General features: G+C 73.0%; 22 protein-coding genes and 3 pseudogenes. 14 read left to right on the forward strand and 11 right to left on the reverse strand.

Annotated features, from left to right (window positions below; genetic code table 11):
- Positions 1 to 66 precede the first annotated feature (66 nt).
- The gene (locus ACZ3UD_RS02255) at positions 67 to 675 is read left to right on the forward strand and encodes a sigma-70 family RNA polymerase sigma factor (protein WP_465581318.1); all 609 of its coding nucleotides are present in this window, start codon (positions 67 to 69) and stop codon (positions 673 to 675) included.
- A complete protein-coding gene (locus ACZ3UD_RS02260) occupies positions 672 to 1517 on the forward strand; it encodes a zf-HC2 domain-containing protein (protein WP_465581320.1) in 846 nt (281 codons plus the stop codon). Before ACZ3UD_RS02255 ends, ACZ3UD_RS02260 begins: the two co-directional genes overlap by 4 nt.
- On the opposite strand, the gene ACZ3UD_RS02265 is transcribed toward ACZ3UD_RS02260, so the two are convergent.
- Genes ACZ3UD_RS02265 through ACZ3UD_RS02280 form a run of 4 tightly spaced genes read right to left on the reverse strand, consistent with a single transcriptional unit; the run spans position 1485 to position 4167 of the window.
- Complete coding sequence (locus tag ACZ3UD_RS02265; RefSeq protein ID WP_465581322.1) at positions 1485 to 2210, reverse strand: hypothetical protein; 726 nt, start codon at positions 2208 to 2210, stop codon at positions 1485 to 1487. The genes ACZ3UD_RS02260 and ACZ3UD_RS02265 overlap by 33 nt on opposite strands.
- Positions 2207 to 2821 carry a hypothetical protein gene (locus ACZ3UD_RS02270; RefSeq protein ID WP_465581324.1) on the reverse strand — a complete coding sequence of 205 codons (615 nt, stop codon included), beginning with the start codon at positions 2819 to 2821 and terminating at the stop codon, positions 2207 to 2209. Before ACZ3UD_RS02270 ends, ACZ3UD_RS02265 begins: the two co-directional genes overlap by 4 nt.
- Positions 2822 to 2866: 45 nt before the next feature.
- Positions 2867 to 3379, reverse strand: a complete 513-nt coding sequence (locus tag ACZ3UD_RS02275; protein ID WP_465581326.1) for a DUF1990 family protein — start codon at positions 3377 to 3379, stop codon at positions 2867 to 2869.
- A complete protein-coding gene (locus ACZ3UD_RS02280) occupies positions 3376 to 4167 on the reverse strand; it encodes a YndJ family protein (protein WP_465581384.1) in 792 nt (263 codons plus the stop codon). The genes ACZ3UD_RS02275 and ACZ3UD_RS02280 overlap by 4 nt, the downstream gene beginning before the upstream one ends.
- 205 nt (positions 4168 to 4372) lie before the next feature.
- Between ACZ3UD_RS02280 and ACZ3UD_RS02285 the strand changes: the two genes are divergently transcribed.
- On the forward strand, positions 4373 to 4642 hold the full coding sequence (locus tag ACZ3UD_RS02285) for a DUF1876 domain-containing protein (RefSeq protein WP_465581328.1): 270 nt from the start codon (positions 4373 to 4375) through the stop codon (positions 4640 to 4642).
- Positions 4639 to 4842, forward strand: coding sequence for a hypothetical protein (locus ACZ3UD_RS02290; protein WP_465581330.1), 204 nt, complete (start codon positions 4639 to 4641; stop codon positions 4840 to 4842). The genes ACZ3UD_RS02285 and ACZ3UD_RS02290 overlap by 4 nt, the downstream gene beginning before the upstream one ends.
- A gap of 124 nt (positions 4843 to 4966) precedes the next feature.
- Here the strand turns inward: ACZ3UD_RS02290 and ACZ3UD_RS02295 are convergent, their stop codons facing one another.
- From ACZ3UD_RS02295 to ACZ3UD_RS02310, 4 genes are all read right to left on the reverse strand, one after another.
- Positions 4967 to 5407 carry a PPOX class F420-dependent oxidoreductase gene (locus ACZ3UD_RS02295; protein ID WP_465581332.1) on the reverse strand — a complete coding sequence of 147 codons (441 nt, stop codon included), beginning with the start codon at positions 5405 to 5407 and terminating at the stop codon, positions 4967 to 4969.
- Between the two features lie 30 nt (positions 5408 to 5437).
- Positions 5438 to 7048: a cytochrome bc1 complex cytochrome b subunit gene (gene qcrB, locus ACZ3UD_RS02300; protein ID WP_465581334.1), complete on the reverse strand. Its 1611-nt coding sequence runs from the start codon at positions 7046 to 7048 to the stop codon at positions 5438 to 5440.
- Positions 7049 to 7296: 248 nt separating this feature from the next.
- The gene (locus ACZ3UD_RS02305; RefSeq protein WP_465581336.1) at positions 7297 to 8835 is read right to left on the reverse strand and encodes an MFS transporter; all 1539 of its coding nucleotides are present in this window, start codon (positions 8833 to 8835) and stop codon (positions 7297 to 7299) included.
- Between the two features lie 185 nt (positions 8836 to 9020).
- On the reverse strand, positions 9021 to 9701 hold the full coding sequence (locus ACZ3UD_RS02310) for a TetR/AcrR family transcriptional regulator (protein ID WP_465581339.1): 681 nt from the start codon (positions 9699 to 9701) through the stop codon (positions 9021 to 9023).
- A 125-nt stretch (positions 9702 to 9826) separates the two neighbouring features.
- Here ACZ3UD_RS02310 and ACZ3UD_RS02315 point away from each other — a divergent pair.
- Positions 9827 to 10219 (forward strand): annotated as a pseudogene (locus ACZ3UD_RS02315) (Uma2 family endonuclease); the annotation flags it as partial.
- A gap of 121 nt (positions 10220 to 10340) precedes the next feature.
- The gene (locus ACZ3UD_RS02320) at positions 10341 to 11129 is read left to right on the forward strand and encodes a VOC family protein (protein WP_465581341.1); all 789 of its coding nucleotides are present in this window, start codon (positions 10341 to 10343) and stop codon (positions 11127 to 11129) included.
- Between the two features lie 52 nt (positions 11130 to 11181).
- Here the strand turns inward: ACZ3UD_RS02320 and ACZ3UD_RS02325 are convergent, their stop codons facing one another.
- A complete protein-coding gene (locus tag ACZ3UD_RS02325) occupies positions 11182 to 11640 on the reverse strand; it encodes a hemerythrin domain-containing protein (RefSeq protein ID WP_465581343.1) in 459 nt (152 codons plus the stop codon).
- Between the two features lie 77 nt (positions 11641 to 11717).
- On the reverse strand, positions 11718 to 12314 hold the full coding sequence (locus tag ACZ3UD_RS02330) for a TIGR03086 family metal-binding protein (protein WP_465581345.1): 597 nt from the start codon (positions 12312 to 12314) through the stop codon (positions 11718 to 11720).
- A 187-nt stretch (positions 12315 to 12501) separates the two neighbouring features.
- Between ACZ3UD_RS02330 and ACZ3UD_RS02335 the strand changes: the two genes are divergently transcribed.
- From ACZ3UD_RS02335 to ACZ3UD_RS02350, 4 genes are all read left to right on the forward strand, one after another.
- Positions 12502 to 13074 carry a DoxX family protein gene (locus tag ACZ3UD_RS02335; RefSeq protein ID WP_465581347.1) on the forward strand — a complete coding sequence of 191 codons (573 nt, stop codon included), beginning with the start codon at positions 12502 to 12504 and terminating at the stop codon, positions 13072 to 13074.
- Between the two features lie 249 nt (positions 13075 to 13323).
- On the forward strand, positions 13324 to 13527 hold the full coding sequence (locus tag ACZ3UD_RS02340) for a hypothetical protein (protein ID WP_465581349.1): 204 nt from the start codon (positions 13324 to 13326) through the stop codon (positions 13525 to 13527).
- A gap of 150 nt (positions 13528 to 13677) precedes the next feature.
- Positions 13678 to 14025, forward strand: a complete 348-nt coding sequence (locus tag ACZ3UD_RS02345; protein WP_465581386.1) for a M9 family metallopeptidase N-terminal domain-containing protein — start codon at positions 13678 to 13680, stop codon at positions 14023 to 14025.
- Positions 14022 to 14609: a PPC domain-containing protein gene (locus ACZ3UD_RS02350; protein ID WP_465581388.1), complete on the forward strand. Its 588-nt coding sequence runs from the start codon at positions 14022 to 14024 to the stop codon at positions 14607 to 14609. The genes ACZ3UD_RS02345 and ACZ3UD_RS02350 overlap by 4 nt, the downstream gene beginning before the upstream one ends.
- Before the next feature lie 53 nt (positions 14610 to 14662).
- Here the strand turns inward: ACZ3UD_RS02350 and ACZ3UD_RS02355 are convergent, their stop codons facing one another.
- Positions 14663 to 15424 (reverse strand): PP2C family protein-serine/threonine phosphatase, encoded by a 762-nt coding sequence (locus ACZ3UD_RS02355; protein ID WP_465581351.1) that lies wholly within the window; start codon positions 15422 to 15424, stop codon positions 14663 to 14665.
- A 207-nt stretch (positions 15425 to 15631) separates the two neighbouring features.
- Here ACZ3UD_RS02355 and ACZ3UD_RS02360 point away from each other — a divergent pair.
- The 4 genes and pseudogenes from ACZ3UD_RS02360 to ACZ3UD_RS02375 all read left to right on the forward strand — a co-directional run.
- Positions 15632 to 16021 (forward strand): annotated as a pseudogene (locus ACZ3UD_RS02360) (NAD(P)H-dependent oxidoreductase); the annotation flags it as partial.
- Positions 16022 to 16219: 198 nt separating this feature from the next.
- Positions 16220 to 17257, forward strand: a complete 1038-nt coding sequence (locus ACZ3UD_RS02365; RefSeq protein ID WP_465581353.1) for a Dyp-type peroxidase — start codon at positions 16220 to 16222, stop codon at positions 17255 to 17257.
- 14 nt (positions 17258 to 17271) lie between these two features.
- Entirely contained in the window at positions 17272 to 18123 is an 852-nt protein-coding gene (locus tag ACZ3UD_RS02370) for a family 1 encapsulin nanocompartment shell protein (protein ID WP_465581355.1), read from the forward strand.
- A 205-nt stretch (positions 18124 to 18328) separates the two neighbouring features.
- A pseudogene (locus tag ACZ3UD_RS02375) lies at positions 18329 to 18441 on the forward strand (electron transfer flavoprotein subunit beta); the annotation flags it as partial.

An 18441-nucleotide genomic window follows, 5' to 3' on the forward strand; every position in this document is an offset into this window, starting at 1 on the left:
CCCCGGCGCCTCCGAAGCCACCCCGGCGGCCAGCACCCCGGGTTACCGACCGATGGCCGTTGACCGATGCCGGCCGCCGCCCTCGACCAGGAGGCCCGGGTGCGCAACGATGAAGAAGTGGTGACCGAGGACCACCCCGCCGGCGGCAGTGCCGCGCACGGTACGGGGGCCGCGGACGAGGAGCTGATGCGGGCCCTGTACCGCGAGCATGCCGGTCCGCTCTTCGGCTTCGTGCTCCACCTGGTCGCGGGGGACCGCCAACGTGCCGAGGAGGTCGTCCAGGAGACGCTGGTCCGCGCCTGGCGCAACATCCACCGGCTCGACCCGCAGGCCGGTTCGCTGCGCCCCTGGCTGGTCACCGTCGCCCGCCGGATCGTCATCGACGACCACCGCAGCGCCCGCGCCCGGCCGCGCGAGGTGGACGCGGCGGCGCTGGAACAGCTGCCCGCCGAGGACGAGATCGACCGGGCGCTGCGGATGATGACCGTCGCGGACGCGCTCGGCGACCTGTCACCGGCGCACCGCGAGATCATCGTCGAGACCTACCTCAAGGGCCGCACCGCCAGGGAGGCGGCCACCGAACTCGGCATCCCGGCCGGCACCGTACGGTCGCGGGTGTTCTACGCACTGCGCTCGCTCAGGCTCGCGCTGGAGGAACGGGGAGTGACATCGTGACCAAGCGCCCCGGCGCCGACCCCGGTGGACCAGACCGCGTCCCCGGCCTCCCCGACGTGCCCGACGCCGACGTGCCCGACGCCGACGTGCCCGACGTCGAAGTGCCCGACGTCGAAGTGCCCGACGCCGAAGTGCCCGACGCCGACGAGCACGTCGACGCCGGTGCGTACGTCCTCGGCCTGTTGGAGCCCGCCGAGCGCACCGCCTTCGAACGGCACCTCGCCGACTGCCCGCAGTGCACCGGGCAGGTGGGCCGACTCGGCTTCCTGCAGCCGGTGTTGGCCGAGTACGCCGAGTCGGCCAGGGCCGCCGGGCTGGACCCGGCCGAGCCCGTCCCGCGCCCGAACCCGCGGCTCCTGGACCGGCTGACCGCCGAGGTCACGACCGTCCGGCGGCGGGGCCGGGTGCGGCGGCTGGTGCTGGCCCTGGCCGCGACCGCGATGGTCGCGGCGGGCCCGGCCGTCACCGCCGCGGTGCTCACCGCCGACAGCGGCCCCGCCGTGGTCGCCGTCGCCGAGCAGTTCAGCGCCACCGACCCGAGCACCGGCGCCAAGGCCACCGTCGGCGTGGACGGGAAGACCTGGGGCAGCCAGGTCAGCCTGCAACTCAGCGGCGTCCAGGGCCCGTTGACCTGCCGCCTGGTCGCCGTCTCGCACACCGGCGAGCAGCAGACGGTCACCACCTGGAGCGTCCCGGCGGGCGGCTACGACGAGCCCGAGTACCGGGGCACGTTGCAGACCACCGGCGGCGCGGCCTTCCAGCCGGGCGACATCGACCACTTCGAGGTACGGGTCCAGGACACCGGCGCCCTACTGGTCGCCGTCCCGGCGAACAAGGCCTGACTCCCAGCGCCAGGTGTACGACTCCAGCCGCTCGATCCGGGCAGGCCCCAGGCGGTCGGGCCAGTGCGGGTTGGGCTCGCCGCTGTTGGTCATGTGCTCCCGGCGCCGGATGCGGTCACAGCCGATCGGCAGCGCCGGCTCGAAGGCGTGCTGCCGGTCGCATGGGCAGGGCACCAGCACCCGGGCGCAGGAACGGCACAACTCGGCCCGGTCGTGGCCGGTCGAGAGCGACACCGTCGGGCCCTCCTCCCCGCAGGCCGGACAGCCCGGCAGCTCGGCTCCGTCCATCAGCGCGTTCTGCCGCCGGACGTAGTCGGGAAGGCTCAACTGCGGGTGCAGGAAGGGGTCGTTGCGGCCGCCATCCGGAGAGTCCCACCAAGGCCGGTTCCACCACGCCGGTGCCGGTGCCTTCTTGTCGGCCCGCTTCTCCACCTTGCGCTGCGCCGCGTACGCCTCGGCCCGGGCCAGCCACAGCTGCCGCGCCTCGTGCAGTTCCTCCACCGCCCGCACCAGGGACTCCGGGTCGGCCAGCAGCAGCCGGGGGATGCGGGCGCTGAGGGTGAGGTGGTGGTAGGTGGCGTGGAAGCCGTAGGGGGCGAAGCGGGTCAGGCAGGTGCTCAAGGCCCGGTGGCGCCGGTGCAGCGGGAGGGCGGTGTCGTGGACGCGGGCGCGGTGGGTCAGGAAGCTGGTCACGGCGATGGCTCCAGGGCCAGTGCCCGGGCCAGCGCGGCGGTGACGGCGGCGGCGTGCCCGGGGAGCTGCCGTTCGGCCCATCCGCCCGCCAGCCGGACGAAGTCGTGCAGGTCCCGCTCGGCACCTGCGAGCAGTCGGCGCAGCTCCTCCACCGGCAGCTCGATCACCGGGCTGTTCGCCTCGCTGGTGTCCGCCGTCAGCCGCACCGCGCGGCCCAGACGCTCGGCCCCGGCGTCGGGGTCGTGGCCGAACCCGGCCTCGCCGGAGCCGTCGGTCACCTCCAGCCAGTCGCGCCACTCCTCCAGGCCGTTGCAGCAGCCCGGGGCGAAGACCGCGCCGGTGGCGGTGTCGGTCACCCGGAAACCGCCGTGGGCGATCAGGTCCTCGGCGGTGAGCAGCCCGTACAGGAGGGCGTCCAGCGGGTCGGTCGGCTCGCCCTCCTCGGGGGTGTCCTCGTTGGCGCAGGCGATCCGCCACACCGCGGAGCCGACGTCCTCCGGCGTCAACTTCCCGTCCAGCACCAGGAATCCGTACGGCTCGAAGGAGCCCGTGGGCCAGAGTGCGAAGTCCTCGTCGGGGGCGTCCATCTCCAGGACCGGCTGCATCGTCATCACCCGGCGATGATGCCGGACGGCCCGAGCGCCGGACCAGCCGATTTACGCCGCGTCCGCCGCGATCGCGGCCAGCACCCGCCCGCAGCGCCGGGCGAAGGCGCGCTGGAGGAGCGGGAACAGCGGCCCGGCCAGCCGGGCCCACCAGGCGACCGGCCGGCTGAAGGCGGTGACGCTGAACCAGACCGCCCCGTCCGGCGCCATTTCGACCAGGAAGGTCTCCTCGCCCCGGCCCAGGTGCCCGTGCCTGGTCCCGTACGTGAAGCCGTATCGGTCCGGGCCGGTGACGGCGGCCAGTACCCGGTTCGGCGCGCCCGCCCGCAGCGGGCCGACGCCGATCGCACAGCGCACGGCGGCGCCCGCCGCCGCCTCCTCGGCCTCCGCCTCGATCCGGATGCCCGCGAGCCGGTGCATCCGCCAGCCGAGCAGGGCGGCCCCGGCGACCTCCAGGGCGGCGCGCCCGTGGCCGATCAGCGCCCGGTGGCGCAGGTGGTGGTACCCGGCGGGCAGTTCGCCGGTGCGGCTGGCGCCCTGCTCGGGGTAGCTGTAGTCGTTCATCGGGAGATCTCCGCAGCGGTGATCCGGCGCCAGGCGAGGAGCGCGCAGAGGGCGAAGCCGAGCGCGTTGCCGAGACCGTGGGTGGCGGCCATCCAGGCCAGGGTGGGGTGGGGGAGTCCGGCGGCGCGGCCGAAGGCCCACCAGAGGGCGAGCAGCATGGTGAGGGCCAGCACGGCCGAGGAGGCGGCCAGCAGCCGGGCGCTGACCGCGTCCCCGCTGCGGGGACGCAGTTCGCGCCAGCTGACCAGGCCGACCAGCCACATCCCGGTGGTCAGCACGACCGCTCCGGCGAACTGCCACCAGTTGCCGAGGAAGTACCCGGCCAGGACCAGCAGGGTGCCCGCCGGGACGCTGAGCGCCGCGCAGCGGGCCGGCCGGGAGGCGTGGTCGGCCCGGCAGACCAGCCCGGCGACCAGCGCGGCGGTGAATCCGGCGTAGTGGAAGTGCGGGACGGTCAGCGCCAGGATGTGCGGCTCGAAGCCGAACAGCGGGTAGCCGGAGCGCTCGGCGACCAGGGCGGTCCCGGCCACCGAGGGCGCGGCGAGCGCGGTGAGCACCGCGACCTCGGCGGGGGCGAGCGAGCGGGTCCGGGTCAGCCGCAGCGGCGCGCGCAGGGCGACGGCCAGGGTGCCGAGCGCGTAGACGACCGCCGGGCCGGTGGCGAGGGCGCCGCGCGGCAGCCAGAGCGAGAGCGCCCCGGGGACGGCGGCGAGCGGCCAGAGCCGGCGGATCCGGGCCAGCCCGGGTTCGTCGATCAGCGCCAGGCCGAGCGGTAGGACGGCGCCCATGCCGAGCAGGACCAGCAGGTCCACCAGTTCCGTCGTGCCCTTGCCCACGGCGGGCACACCCCCTCTTGAACGCGTTCAAATGAGCTTTCGCCGCCGACTCTACGTCGCCAACTTGAACGCGTTCAACTCGCCCCGGTCCGGCTGCTCTGGTGTTCACGTTGGGTGCGGCGCACTCTGGAGGAGTAACCGATGGAGGTGATCCGCCATGCAGACTCTGGTCGGTTGGCACATCGAGATGGAGTTCCGCGAGGACGGCCCGCGGACGACCGCGGCCGCCATGCTCCGGCTCGGCGACGGGACCGAACTGCGCGCCCACGGCTACAGCAGCCGCCACCCCGCCGACCCGGAACAGCTGCGGGTCGGGGAGGAGATCGCGGGCGCCCGCGCGCTCAACGACCTCGCCTCCCAGCTGCTCACCAAGGCCCACGGCGAGATCCAGCAGGTCAGCCCGGTCCCGACCCACCCGCTGACGTGACCGCCCCGCACCGGGGCGCGGACCAGGCCGGACGGGAACCGCACCGCCCGCGCATCCCGCTGATCTGCCCGCGCTGCGGGCACGAGCAGCGGGTCGTCCCCGGCGGCCCCGAGCGCACGATCAAGGTCGTGCACGTGGCGACCGGCCGGGAGGCGTGTGAGCCGGGGGACCTGGCCCGGGCGCCGGACGACGGGCTCTGACCCCGGCAGGTGCCGGTGACGCCGAGTACCGGGCCCCCGTTCCCAGGGGTCCCGGCACTCGGCGGGCACCAGGCCGCCCGCGGCTCAACGAAGCCGCGACGGCCGTCGGTTGACGCAGCGAGTCTCAGTTGACGCAGTACGTCGCCGGCGGCCGCCACTCCGGCCCGACCAGCCGCTGCTCCAGCTCGTTTAGCGTGATCCGGATCCCGACCGTCCCCGCCAGCCCCACCCGGAACCGGCTGCGGGCCAGCGCGACCAGTGCCGTCAGGCCGTACTTGTTGATCAGCGAGGTGCGGTAGCGGGCCGTCGCCTCCGGGTCGCAGAGCCGTGCGCGGGCCGGGAGTTGCCGGCCGGTGGGGCGCCCGTGGGCGTCGCAGGGGCCGATCAGCACCCTGGGGTGGCGCCGGATCCGCTCGGCCTCGCCGGAGTGCGCGGGGGTCCAGACGCCGAGCGCGGTGCCGTCGGACACCACCCAGAGCTGCGAGTCCAGCCGGGTGCCGTCGTCACCGAAGGTGGTCAGCAGGAGGTACCTGCTGTCGGCGAGCTGGTCGGTTCGGTCGTGCACGATGTCCTCCCTCTGGCGTGGGGGGGCGGGTCAGTGCCCGTGGCCCTCGGCGATCTCGCGGTACTCCTCGGCGGTGGGCTTGGGGATCCGCGCGTGCTCGCCGTGGAACCCGCGGGACAGCCTGGCGCGGGTGCGGGTGAGCGCACCCGCCGGGTGGGCGACTCCATTCTCGTCCACCGCGGGCGGCAGTTCGAGGGGGCGGGGCTGCTGGTGCGCCGTGAGCCGGTGCAGTTCGGCGGGCGTGAGCCCGGCGTGCAGCTCGGTGAACTCGCCGTGCGGCAGCCGTTTGATCACGCCGGTCTCCCGCCCGTGCAGCACCTTGTCCCGGTCCCGCCGCTGCAGGCCGAGGCACCAGCGCTTGGTGATCACGAACACGGCCACCGGGACGACGAAGAAGCCGATCCGCACCGCGTAGGTGATCGCGTTGAGTGACAGGTGCAGGTGGGTGGCGATCAGGTCGTTGCCGCCGCCCGCGAGCATCACCAGGTAGACGCTGATCCAGGCCGCGCCGAGCGCGGTGCGCACGGGCGCGTTGCGGGGCCGGTCGAGCAGGTGGTGCTCCCGCCCGTCGTTCGTCACCCAGCCCTCGATGAATGGGTAGACCGCGATCGCGCCGAGGATCAGCGGGAACATCGTGAACGGGATCAGCACCCCGAGGTTGAGGGTGTGCCCCCACAGCCCGATCTCCCAGCCGGGCATCACCCGGATCAGGCCCTCGGCGAAGCCCATGTACCAGTCCGGCTGGGCGTCGGTGGACACCTGGTCCGGCCGGTACGGGCCGTACGCCCAGATCGGGTTGATCGTGGCGACCGCCGACATCAGCGCGACGATCCCGAACACCAGGAAGAAGAACCCGCCGGCCTTGGCCATGTAGACCGGCATCAGCGGCATCCCGACGACGTTCTTCTCGGTCCTGCCGGGGCCCGCCCACTGGGTGTGCTTGTGGTAGAAGACCAGGATCAGGTGTGCCACCAGCAGCCCGAGCATGATGCCGGGGATCAGTAGCACGTGGATGGTGAAGAACCTCGGGATGATGTCGTGCCCGGGGAACTCCCCGCCGAACAGGAACATCTGGATGTACGTGCCGACCAGCGGCACGGCCAGCAGCACGCCCTCGATGAACCGGATGCCGGTGCCGGAGAGCAGGTCGTCCGGGAGTGAGTAGCCGAAGAAGCCGTCCAGCATGCCGAGGAACAGCAGCAGGAAGCCGAACACCCAGTTGATCTCGCGCGGCTTGCGGAACGCGCCGGTGAAGAACACCCGCATCATGTGCACGAACATGGCCGCGACGAAGACGATCGCCGCCCAGTGGTGGATCTGACGGATCAGCAGCCCGCCGCGCGCCTCGAAGCTGATGTCCACGGTGGAGGCGTAGGCCTCCGACATCGAGATGCCCTTGAGCGGGACGTACGAGCCGTCGTAGATCACCTCGCCCATGCTCGGCTTGAAGAACAGGGTCAGCCAGACACCGGTCAGGATGATGATCAGGAAGGTGTAGAGGCAGATCTCGCCCAGCATGAAGGACCAGTGGTCCGGGAAGATCTTCCGCAGGTTGGCCCTGGCCAGGGAGTAGATCCCCAGCCGGCCGTCCGCCCAGTCGGCGGCCCGCTGCCCCCGCCCTGGGTTCTGATTCCGGGTCATGTGCACGCACCTCAGTCGAAAGGAAACGGGGATAGTTCCCCGATTCGCGCTGAGGCCACCATAATCGGGGAGAGATCCCCACTTCTACTGGGGGTGGCTCCTCGGCTGCCCGTCGGCCGCCGTCGCGCCGTCGACGCCGAACGTGCGGGCCGAAGACATGCGAGCGGCCCGCCCGGTGCCGTGGAGGACACCGGACGGGCCGCGTACGCACCCGAGTTGCCCGGATGACGGGCAGTACCCCGAGAGGGTCAGTGCACCAGCACCGGCACCTCGTCGCTCTTCGCCGAGCCCGAGCCCGCTCCGGCGCCCGCACCCACCGTGCCGGGCCGACCGGCGTTGATGAAGGTGAAGGCGACCGCGGCGGCCGTCACCAGGATCCCGAAGGACACCCAGATCGCGGTCGAGAAACCGTGCACCATGCCGCCGAACTGCAGCGCCTTGGCGGCCTCCGGGGAGGCGGCGGCCGCGGCGGTGGCGTGCGAGGCCAGCCAGCTGGTGGTGGCGCTGGCCGCGATGGTGTTCAGCAGCGCGGTGCCGATGGCGCCGCCGACCTGCTGCGAGGTGTTGACCATCGCCGAGGCCACGCCCGCGTCGCGCGGCTGGACGCCGTGCGTGGCGAGGCTCATGGCCGGCATGAACGCGGTGCCCATGCCGAGGCCCATCAGGATCAGGCCGGGCAGGATCAGTGCCGGGTACGAGGTGTCCAGGCCGATGTGGGTCAGCAGGAACATGCCGGCCGAGGCGGTCAGGAAGCCGGGCGCCATCAGGTAGCGCGCCGGGACCCGGGTCATCAGCCGGGCGCCGATCTGGGTCGAGCCGGTGATCATGCCCGCCACCATCGGCAGGAAGGCGACGCCGGTCAGCACCGGGCTGTAGCCGCGCACGATCTGCAGGTAGTAGGTCAGGAAGAGGAACAGACCGAACATGCCGATCACGGCCATGCCCAGCGACAGGTACACCCCGCCGCGGTTGCGGTCGAGCACCACGCGCAGCGGCAGCAGCGGGGCCTTGACGCCGCGCTCCACCAGGACGAAGGCGGTCAGCAGCACGGCGGCCGCGGCGAACAGCGCCAGGGTGCTGCCGGCCGTCCAGCCACTGCTCTCGGCGCGGGTGAAGCCGTAGACCAGCGAGACCAGGCCGGTGGTCACCAGCACCACGCCGGGGATGTCCAGCTTGTTGCGGTTGCGGCCCTCGGCGGGCTCGCGGATCACCATGACGGCGCCGGTGGCGGCCACGATGGCGAACGGGATGTTGACGAAGAAGGTCCAGCGCCAGTTCATGTACTCGGTCAGCAGGCCGCCGAGGATCAGACCGATGGCGCCACCGCCACCGGCGATCGCGCCGTAGATGCCGAAGGCCTTGGCGCGCTCCTTGGCCTCGGTGAAGGTCACCGCGAGCAGCGACAGCGCGGCCGGCGCGAGCAGCGCGCCGAACACGCCCTGCAGGGCGCGGGCGCCGAGCAGCATCGCGGTGTTGGCCGCGGCGCCGCCGAGCGCGGAGGCGAGGGCGAAGCCGGTCAGACCGACCACGAAGGTCCGCTTGCGGCCCCAGAGGTCCGCGATCCGGCCGCCGAACAGCAGCAGGCCGCCGAAGGCGAGCGCGTAGGCGGTGATCACCCACTGGCGGTTGCCGTCGGAGATGCCCAGGTCCTTCTGGGCGGAGGGCAGGGCGATGTTCACGATGGTGGCGTCGAGGACGACCATCAGCTGGGCGAGGCCGATGAAGATCAGCGCCTTCCAGCGTCGGGGATCGGGCAGCGTCGCCGGGCGGGCGTCGGTTTCAGGCATGGGGGTACTCACTTCACGGTGCGTGGCGTGCGAGAACGGCCAACTGCCGTAGAGGAACGGCTGGTTGCCGTAAGGGTTCAGGTGCGGGGTGCGGGCGCGAGAGGGCGTCCGGAGCCGGCGCCGGTCAGCGGCGTGGCGGCAGAGTGCTGGGAGGTCGGATCAGTGGTGTGGGTCCAGGTGGTGGGTCAGCCCTGGGGGCGGAAGTCCTCGAAGGTCGCGGGTCGGCCGGGCAGGACCGAACGCGCGGGCGCGCGCAGGCCGTCCAGGAAGAGCTGCAGGTGCCGGTGGACGAACTCGTCGAGCAGCCCGCAGGAGGTGCCCGGCAGCGGCCGGGTGAGCTGGCTCATCGCGATGAACAGGTCCCCGTGGTCCACGTCGGACCGCAGTTCGCCCGCCACCCGGGCGCGCTCCATCAGTCCGCTCACGGCGGTCCGCAGGCGCTCCCGGATCTCGGTCAGCTCAGGGTCGTAGGGGTCGATGGTGCTGGTGAAGACGGCGCAGAGCCCGCCGACCTTCTCCGCCACGGTCGCGTGCGCGAACCGCTGCAGAGCGTCGAACGGACCGCCGCCCTCGCCCGCATCCGCCTCGGCCGTCGCCGTCTCGGCGAGGGCCAGGATGCGGTTCTTGACGAGCAGCGCCACCTCGTGGATCAGCGCCACCCGGTCCGGGAAGTTCCGGTACAGCGTGGCATTGCCGACCCCCGCCCGCTTCGCGATCTCGTCCAACGGTACATCGGCACCGTGCTCGACGAACGCGTCCCGGGCCGCCAGCACGATCCGCTCCCGGTTCCGGCTCGCGTCCGCGCGCAACTTCGGCGCACGCACACTCCCCGCGGCGGGGGCCGACTCGGCGGCGACGGTGGTCATGGCGACTGCTCCTTCAGGATACCGGGGAAATTTTCCCCGCTTAAGCCAACGTACTCGGAAACGGGGAATCTGTCCCCGCTATTTCCCGACCGCCTGTGGCCTGCGTCACACCTCTTCCGTGGTGGCCGGAGCACTACCTGCACGATCAAGGGCTCAAGGTGCAGGGCTACCGGGGTGGATTCGCTCATCCGGACGGCACACTGGCTGACGCGGATGTCTTTGTGGGGCAAGGTGACTGGGCTGCGCCCGAGCAGGTGCTCATGGTTGCGGAGGTCACCTCGTTCGACTCCGACACCGACCGCCGAGACCGCGTCGAGAAGCCCCGCGCCTACGCCGAGACCGGCATCCCCGTCTACCTGCTGATCGACCGGGACTCCGCCGAGGCCGTCGTCCACAGCCAGCCCGACGGCGTCCGGTACGAGACCATCCGGACCCTCCCGTTCGGCAGGGCCGTCCACCTGCCCGACCCGGTCGGCATCTCCCTGGACACCGAGCCGCTCAAGAACTGGGTGCGCTGAGCCCGGCCATGCCTTCACCGGGGTGATACGCCCGTCGGCCTAGGCTGTGGGCGTCCCGGGCGGCCGGTGGGTCGTGGGAGTCGGGAGGGGCCCGGCGGCCGGGTGGGTGAGGAGGTTCGCGATGGGCAGCGGTGAGACGACCGCCAGGGTGCGCTGCGTGGCGGCCGTTCCGTGCTGGGTGAGCCTCATGGCCCGGGACCTGGAGGGCGCCAAGGAGTTCTACGGGCCGCTGCTCGGCTGGGAGTTCGAGCCCCAGCCGGAGCGCTTCGGCCCGTACCTGCACGCGGTGACCGGCGGGGAGGCGGTGGCCGGGCTGGGAGTCGCCGGCCTCGGGGCGGTGCCGCTCGTTTGGACCAGCTACTTCGGGACGGAGAGCGCCGACGCCGCCGCCGACGCGGTGCGTGAGCGCGGCGCGACGCTGGCCGTCGGCCCGCTGGCGTTCGACGAAGGGCGGGTGGCCTTCGCGGCGGACCCGGCCGGGGCGGTGTTCGGCATCTGGGAGGGCCCGCTGGGCCGCGCCCGGAAGCTGGACCTTCCGGGCGCGCCGGTCTGGATCGAGCTGCGCACCCCGGACCCGTTCGCGGCGGCGCTGTTCTACGGCCAGGTGTTCCGCTGGGACGGCCGTGACCCGGAGCGCTTCGAGGTCCGCTGGGAGCACGACCGGGTGGTGCTGCGCGCCGAGGGGCACAGCGTCGCGGCGCTGGCCAAGGAGCAGGCGGGCGGCCCGGCGGGCATGCCGCCGCACTGGGAGGTCTCCTTCGCCGTCCCGGACACCGACCGGGCGCTGGCCCGGGCGCTTGAGCTGGGTGGTTCGGCGGTCGGTCCGGCCTTCGACTCTCCGTACGGCCGGGTGGCCCGGTTGCAGGACCGTGAGGGCGCCCGGTTCGCGGTGATCAGCCCGAAGAGCTGATCAGCCCGAAGGGTTGATCGGTCCGACGAGTTGATCATTCCGTCCGGGCTGATCAGCCCGACGAGCCGAGCTCCGCGCGCTCCGCCCGCAGCCGTTCGCCCAGCGCCGCCCGGGTCGCGGCGGGCAGGGCCTTGCGGGCGGCCGGGAAGAGCAGCTTCTCCTCGCCGCTCAGGTGCCGCCGGACGGTGTCGGCCAGGCCGCCCAGCAGCGCGTCGAAGGCCGGGTCGGCCGGGCCGAGCCCCTGCAGGTCGGCGAGGTACTGCCCGATCGCGAGGTGGTCGTGGATGCTGCTGAACACCAGCGCCCCGCCGTCCGGCACGTCGTGCTGGACGACCGGGAAGAGGTGCTCCTCCTCGGCGGCGCAGTGGGTGAACAGCAGGTCGGTCAGCCGGGCCACCAGCTCAGCGCGCTCGGCGGAGCCGGCCGGGGAGGCTTCGACCCGGTCGAGCAGCTCGGTGACCGCCCTGTGGTCGGCGGTGAACTCGCCGAGGATGTCCGGCCTGCGGCTCATGGCGCGCCCGCCTCTCGTACGGGATCAGGACGTACCCCCGTACTCTCCAGTATCCGGCGCGCCCGGATTTACCCGGTTCAGCCTCCGTCCCGCCGCCCGGTGAGCGCCAGCAGCCGGGCCTGTGGGCCCGCGTCCTCGGTGACGGGCAGCGGCGGGTCGAACAGCCCGCTGCCGGAGAGGTCCCCGTAGCCGCTGATCTCGCCGAGCGCGAAGTCCACCAGCTCCGCCGGGAGCCGGGTGCGGGTCCCGATGCCTTCGGCGAGGTCCCAGGTGTGCACCACCAGGTCGGTGGTGAGCTGGTCCAGGTAGTACTGCCCGGAGACGTCCCCGAAGGACAGGTGGACGGTGAGCTCGGTGGCGCCGGGGACCTCCCAGGCCTGCCGGGCGGCCTCGGCGGCGGCCGTCCAGGCGGCGACCGGATCCGGGCCGAGCACGTCGCCGTCGAAGCGGCTGCCGACCTCGGCGATGGTGGCGCCCATCAGCAGCTCGGGCACCCAGAGCTGCTCGCCGGTGAGGTGGTTGACCAGGTCGCGGACCGACCAGTCGGCGCACGGGGTGGGGGAGTCCCACTGGCCGGGTGTGACCAGCCGGACCCGCTCGTCGAAGGCGGCCAGCGCCTCGGGGTAGGGCGTGCCGGCCTGGGCGGCCCGCCGGTGTTGCCTGCGTTGAGCCATGTCTCCACCCTGCCCCGGGCCGGGCGGGGCCCGCACCTCGCTCACGGGCCGTCAGTTGTTCAAATTCGAACTTCGCGGTACGGTCGAGGAGCGGCCGGTTCAAATTTGAACAACAGGCGGGCCTGCCACACTCCGCCCGGCCGCATCACCACACCCCGACGACCGACCCCGATCGATGGAGACGCGCATGCCGAGCAGCAGCCCGAGCACGACTGCCGCCACCACCCCCACCGTCCGCACCGCCCGGGACGCCTCCGGGCCCGCGACCACCTCCCCGCACGCCTATGACGCCGGGCTCCTGCTCCTGCGCCTGGTGCTCGGCCTCACCATGGCCGCGCACGGCAGCCAGAAGCTGTTCGGCTGGTTCGGCGGGGGCGGCATCGACGGCACCGGTCAGTTCTTCACCATGAGCGGCTACCCGGCGGGCACCACCATGGCCGTGGTGGCCGGCCTCACCGAGATCCTGGGCGGGCTCGGCCTCGCCGTCGGCCTGTTGACCCCGCTGGCGGGCGCCGCGATCGTCGGCACGATGGTCAACGCGATCGCCGTCACCTGGGGCGGCGGCTTCTTCGCCCCGAAGGGCAACGAGTACGAGCTGCTGCTGACCGCGGGCGCCGCCGCCCTCGCGCTGACCGGCCCGGGCCGCTACGCCGCGGACCGCTTCCTGCCGGTGCTGAAGGCGCACCGCCTGGCGTACGGTGTGGCCGCCGTACTGGTCGGCCTGGCCGCCGCCGGGGTGATCCTGCTGCTCCGCAAGTAGCCTCGACAGCCCAACTGGCGTGACCCGAGGCCGTGGTGGCCGATCGTCACCACGGCCTCCGTGCGGTTCCCGCGCAAACCGCGCACAATCCGGAGGCTTCTCCGGGGCATGTGATGTGTGCCATGGTGCATGCCACACTCCCCGCCGCGTCCACGACGGCACCGCCCCCACGTGGCGCCGTCGCCAACGGTCCTCGCCCCCACCGGCCGCGCCCCGAGCCGCGGCCGACGACGGTCCGGAGGCCTCCACGTGAGTCCCGCACGTCTGCTGCGACTTCCGCAGTCGGCACGCCTGTTGACGCTCGCTCTGACGCTGGTCCTGGCGATCGGCCTGTTCGCCCCGAGCGGCCACGCCGCCCCCGCCCCCGCCGGCAAGAGCGCCGCGCCCGCCCCCACCGGGCCGGCCCCCCAGCCGGCCACCGGAACGCCCGAACGCGGCGACGGCGAGCGGTAGTTCGCCTCCGCCGACCGGCGCTCCCCGCTCCCGCTGGACACCCGACCGGCCGAGGCCCGCCCGGTCGCGAGGACGCCCCGTCCGGCCGCCCAACCGGCCTGCAACGTCGGCGACTTCACCGGCCGGACCGGCAGCGCCCTGGTCCAGCAGATCACCTCCGTCGATACCGGCTGCGTCAACCAGCTGTTCCAGCTCACCGGTGCCGACGCCAACGGCGCGTTCCGCGAGGAGCAGATGACCACCGTGGCGTACGCGCTGCGCGACGCCTCGGGCGGTTACCCGGGCGACGACAGCACCGCCGTCGAGCAGCTGGTGCTCTACCTGCGCGCCGGCTACTACGTGCAGTGGTACCACCCGGCCGACGTCGGCACCTACGGCACCGCCCTGCAGACCGCGATCCGCGCCGCGCTGGACGCCTTCTTCGCCGGCGCCCATTCGCGCGACGTCAGTTCAACGACGGCGCCGTCGCGGCGGCCGCCCGGCACACCTACAAGCTGAGCGACCTCTTCGACACCGTCTACGGCGACCAGGAGCGCGTCTACAGCTGGGGCTACCTCGCCGTCCGCTACATGCTGGAACAGCACCGGGCCGACGTGGACGCCATGCTCGCCAAGTACCGGGTGGGGGACTGGAACGGCGCCCGCACCCTGCTCAAGACCACCATCGGGACCAGCTACGACGCCGACTTCGACAGCTGGCTGACCGCCTGCGCGAACGGCGCCTGCGCCACCACCCCGGCCGTCCCGCAGGTGCCCGAGTGCACCGCCGCCGACACCCGGCAGCTGGGCGCGGACTGCGGCCGCAGCAACGTCACCGCCACCACCGGCAACTACGCCCACTTCTACCTCCTGGTGCCGGCCGGCACCCAGCAGGTGAAGATCACCACCAGCGGTGGGAGGGGCAACGCCGACCTCTACTACAACCCCGGCGGCTGGGCGTACACCGACGCCTACGCGGCGCGTTCGGCGGGCCCGGGCAACTCCGAGACGCTGACCGTCACCAACCCGCCGGCCGGGTACGTCTACTTCAGCCTCTACGCCCAGCAGGGCTTCAGCGGGGTGAGCGTCACCAGCCGGTTCTGATCCGAGGCAGCAGGGCCCGCCCCGGCGTCGAGCCGGGGCGGGCCCGTGCGGCCTCACTCGTCGATCCGCACCAGCGCCAGGGTGATGTTGTCCGGTCCGCCCGCCTCGATCGCGGCCTTCCAGAGCTCGAACGCGGCCCGGCCGTCTGCCCGTTCGGACCCTTCGTACGGCCGGGCGAGCAGTTCGGCCAGCTCCTCCTCGGGCACCGGGTCGGTCAGCCCGTCGCTGCACACCAGGTAGCGGTCGCCCGCGGCCAGTGGCGTGGCGCGGACGTGCGGTTCGACGAAGGTGGGCTCGAACGAGCCGCCCAGGGTCTGGGTGACCACCGAGGTGGTGCGCCGGCCGGGCGGCAGCGGCGGGCTGTCGTCGACGCTGACCCGGCGCAGCCCGTCCCCGGTGACCCGGTAGACCCGGCTGTCGCCGACGTTGAAGGCCACCGCCTGCTCAGGCAGCAGCACCAGTCCGGCGATGGTGGTGCCCATCGCGGCCAGCTCCGGCTCCCCGGCCGCGGCCGCGTACACCGCCCGGTTGCACTCCTGCAGTTCCTCCCGGACGGCCTCCTCGCCGTCCAGCGCGCCCGCCGCGGCGGCGAGCCGGCGGGCGACCAGGGCGCTGGCCACCTCGCCGCCGGGGTGGCCGCCCAGGCCGTCGGCCACCGCGACCACGCAGGGCGGGCCGAGCGGGAAGAGCAGAGTCTGCGGGTTGGTGGTCACGGTGGCGCAGAGCGTCCACGGCCCGACCGTGAGGCTGTCCTCGTTGTGCTCCCGCACCAAGCCCTCGTGGCTCAGCGCGCTCACCGCGATGTACGGCGCCATCGGTTCGCCGCCCTTCTGGAGGTTCCCCGCCTTCCATTGTCGGCGAGAAGGCGGGTGGACCTCCTGCCGGGCCGCGGCAACACCGGCCCGGTCTACCGTTCCTGGGCGGTGAGCAGGAGTGAACCTGCGCACCGGCACGCCCCGAGCGGTCTTGGGCGCACTGGTCCCCGGCGTACTCAACCCCGTTGGGCGACACGCATCCGGTGCGTGGTCCCTCGCGGGAGGCCGGTTCCCTCACCCGCTCGGCGCGCCGGGCTGAGCAGGCCGTCCTCGACGCGCCTGCCGGCGGACCGGATCGCCGAGTCGGCGGTGCGGCAACTCGCCGTGGACGGGCGGGAGGTGGAGGTCGTCGTAGTCGAACTGCGGGACCTCGCCGTGGACATCGCCAACAGCCCCGTCACCGGCTTCCCGGCCGCCGCGCTGCGCGAGGCGATCGGGGCGGTGACGGAGGCGGACGCGGTGATCGCGGTGACGCCGGTCTTCACCGCGTCCTGCAGCGGCCTGTTCGAGTCCTTCTTCGACGTGATCGACCAGGACGCGCTGACCGGCAAGCCGGTGCTGATCGCCGCCACCGGCGGTACGCCCTGGCACTCACTCGCCCCGGGCACGCCGTCCGGCCTGCCCGGCCTGCCCGGCCTGCCCGGCCGGACCGTTCGGCTGCGTGTCGACCGTGCCGAATTGTCCGCTATGCGATGTAATCGTTGGCATGATCAGATTGGCGCTGATCCGTCACGCTCTGCACCCACCCCTGCGGGGCGCCCGTCGTGAGCCCGGTGCGTGACAAGGAGCGCAGCCATGCAGCCCGAACCGCAAGCCGTGCTCTCCCCGCTGACCGGCGCGGCCGTCTTCCTGGTCCTCACCGTCGATCCCGGCGGCGAGGACGCCGTCCGCGAACTGCTGCCCGACCTCGCCGGACTGCGCCGGGCGGTCGGCTTCCGGGCCCCCGAGGGCGGCCTCACCTGCGTCACCGGCATCGGCTCCGAACTCTGGGACCGGCTCTTCGACGGCCCCCGGCCGGCCGACCTCCACCCCTTCCAGGAGGTGGCCGGTGCCCGCCACCGTGCCCCGGCCACCCCGGGCGACCTGCTGCTGCACCTACGGGCCGAGCGGATGGACCTCTGCTTCGAGCTGGCGGGCCTGCTCACCACCCGCCTCGCCGGGGCGGCCACCGTGGTCGACTCCGTCCAGGGCTTCCGGTACTTCGACGACCGGGACCTGCTCGGCTTCGTGGACGGCACCGAGAACCCGGAGGGCCGAGCGGCCGAGACCGCCGCCGTGGTGGGCGAGGAGGACCCCGGCTTCGCCGGCGGCAGCTACGTCATCGTCCAGAAGTACCTGCACGACCTGGACAAGTGGAACGCGCTGAGCGTCGAGGAACAGGAGGGGGCGGTCGGCCGCACCAAGCTCACCGACATCGAGCTGGCGGACGACGTCAAGCCCGCCGACTCGCACGTGGCGCTCACCGTGATCACCGGCCCGGACGGCGAGGAGCGGAAGATCGTCCGCTTCAACATGCCCTTCGGCTCCTTCGGCCCCTCCGGATCGGCCGGGAGGGGCGGCGAGTTCGGCACCTACTTCATCGGCTACGCGCGCGACCCCGGGGTGACCGAGGAGATGCTGCGCAACATGTTCATCGGCAACCCGCCGGGCACCACCGACCGGCTGCTCGACTTCTCCACCGCGGCCACCGGCACGTTGTTCTTCGTCCCGACCGCCGACTTCCTGGACTCTCCGCCGCCCGCGCCCGCCGCCGTCCCCGCGCCCGCGCCCGCCGCCGTCCCCACGGCCGCGGACGGCTCGCTCGGCATCGGCAGCCTCAAACAGACCCGCTGAAGAGGACCCCGCACATGAACAACCTCCACCGGGACCTCGCCCCGATCTCCGCCGCCGCGTGGGAGGAGATCGAGGAGGAGGCCCGTCAGACCTTCAAGCTGCACATCGCCGCCCGCCGGGTGGTCGACCTGCGCGGCCCCGAGGGCGCCACCCTCGCCGCCGTCGGCACCGGCCACCTGACCGGCATCGAACCACCCCTCGACGGCGTCCAGGCGCACGCCCGCGCCAGCCGTCCGGTGGTCGAGCTGCGCGTCCCCTTCACCGTCGCCCGCGCGGCGGTGGACGACGTCGAACGCGGCTCCCGGGACTCCGACTGGCAGCCGGTCAAGGACGCCGCCCGCACCCTCGCCCTCGCCGAGGACCGCGCCGTCTTCGAGGGTTACCGCGCCGCCGCCATCGAGGGCATCCGGGCCGGCTCCGGCAACCCGCCGGTCCAGCTCCCCGACGACGTCCGCGAGTACCCCGAGGCCGTCAGCCGCGCCCTCACCGCGCTGCGCCTGGCCGGCGTCGGCGGGCCGTACTCGCTCCTGCTCGGAGCCGCCGCCTTCACCGCCGTCAACGAGACCAGCGACCACGGCTACCCCGTCCACAACCACCTCGCCCGCCTCCTGGACGGCGACATCATCTGGGCCCCCGCCATCGAGGGCGCTTTCCTGCTCTCCACCCGGGGCGGCGACTTCGAACTCTTCCTCGGCCAGGACGTGTCCGTCGGCTACCTCTCCCACGACGCCGACTGCGTCCGGCTCTACCTCCAGGAGTCGCTGACCTTCAGCGTCTACACCGGAGAGGCGGCCGTAGCCCTCGGCGGACCGGCGACGACGCCCGCGGACGGCATCAGGGCCCCCGGCCACCGGGAAGGGTACTGAGTGCCTTTACCAGGGGTACTGAGTGCCGTAAGCTCTCCGTGGAGCCTCTGACGCCAGTCGAAGAGAGCCGACACGGCATGCCGGTCCAGGTGACGCTTGCGGCGCGCGGGCCGCGGCCGGGCCGGACTTGGCACTCAGTACCCTCGGCATGACCTGAGGCCATGGATCCAGTGCATCCGTGCACCCGTGACAGGAGATACCGCTCATGAGCTTGAGGATCGTCGTCTGTGTGAAGTACGTGCCGGACGCGACGGGTGACCGTCGTTTCGCGGACGACCACACCACCGACCGGGAGGGCGTGGACGGCCTCCTGTCGGA

The organism is Kitasatospora sp. NPDC023118, assembly GCF_055560875.1.